Source organism: Streptomyces sp. URMC 123, from assembly GCF_051386515.1.
In the GTDB taxonomy this organism is placed as follows: domain Bacteria; phylum Actinomycetota; class Actinomycetes; order Streptomycetales; family Streptomycetaceae; genus Streptomyces.
In genome coordinates this window covers 1-1,042 of sequence record NZ_JBPQTV010000638.1, presented here as the reverse complement: position 1 = coordinate 1,042, position 1,042 = coordinate 1, and the positions used below count along the sequence as shown (strand labels likewise).

Annotated in this window: 2 protein-coding genes; both read right to left on the bottom strand. The window is 74.9% G+C overall.

Going from position 1 to position 1,042, the window contains the following annotated elements; translation table 11 throughout:
* Positions 1 to 593, bottom strand: a 593-nt coding sequence (locus ACSNOD_RS31365; RefSeq protein ID WP_436770467.1) for an MBL fold metallo-hydrolase, incomplete at its 3' end; no start/stop codon positions are given.
* Positions 594 to 640: 47 nt separating this feature from the next.
* Positions 641 to 1,042, bottom strand: a 402-nt coding sequence (locus tag ACSNOD_RS31360) for a carboxymuconolactone decarboxylase family protein (RefSeq protein WP_436770466.1), incomplete at its 5' end; no start/stop codon positions are given.

Below are 1,042 nucleotides of genomic sequence, written 5' to 3'. Positions count from 1 at the left end.
ACGCCGGGGCCGTCGGGGCCGAGCATCCGGTCGTACACGGGCCGGGCGATGTCCGTGAGCAGCCCGTCGTGCACGTCGAGCGCGCGCCGCGGCTTCACCTCGCGGACGTAGTCGATGACCTCCGCGACCTTGCTCCACGGCGCGTGCACCGGCAGCATCAGCGTCTCCACCGGCCGCTCCGGCACCGTCAGCGCGTCACCCGGGTGGAACAGCGAGCCGTCCAGGACGAAGCCGATGTTGGTGACCCGGGGGATGTCGGGGTGGATCACGGCGTGCAGCTCGCCGTGGACCTCCACGTCGAACCCCGCGGCGGCGAAGGTGTCGCCGTGGCCGACCGTGTGGACCCGGCCCGGGAACGCCGGGGAGATCCGCTCCGCGACGCTGCGCAGGGTCCAGATCTCCGCCGCCGGGTTGGCGTCCAGGGCGGCGCGCAGCCGGCCCTCGTCGAAGTGGTCGGGGTGCTCATGGGTGACGAGGACGGCGTCCGCGCCGACGGCCGCGTCCTCCTCGCTGAAGGCGCCCGGGTCGATGACCAGCGTCCGCCCGTCCTTCTCCAGCCGAACGCAGGCGTGGCCCTTCTTCGTCAACTGCACGGAGTACCTCCGGTCGATGGTGGCGTACACGCTCGGAGGCCATCCTGCTACGCGGGACCGGCCTCCCCCTCGATGATCTCCCACGCGGCACGGAAGGCGGCACCGGCGGTCGGCATCCCGCAGTACAGGGCGGTCTGGAGCAGCACCTCGCCGATCTCGTCGGGGGTGAGGCCGGCCCGCAGGGCGGCGCGGGTGTGGGCGGGCAGCTCGTCGAGGTGGCCGCCGGTGGTGAGCGCGGTGAGGGCGACGACGGCCCGGGTACGGCGGTCGAGGCCGGGCCGGCTCCACACCTCGCCCCAGGCGTGGCGGGTGACGAGGTCGTGGAAGTCCGCCGCGACACCGCCGGCGGGGGCGGGGGCGGCGTCCTCCCCCAGCACCTCACGGCGCACCCGCAGACCGCGCGCGTACGGGTCCTCGCCGGGGGCGTACGAGGGGGTCGCGGCGCGCTG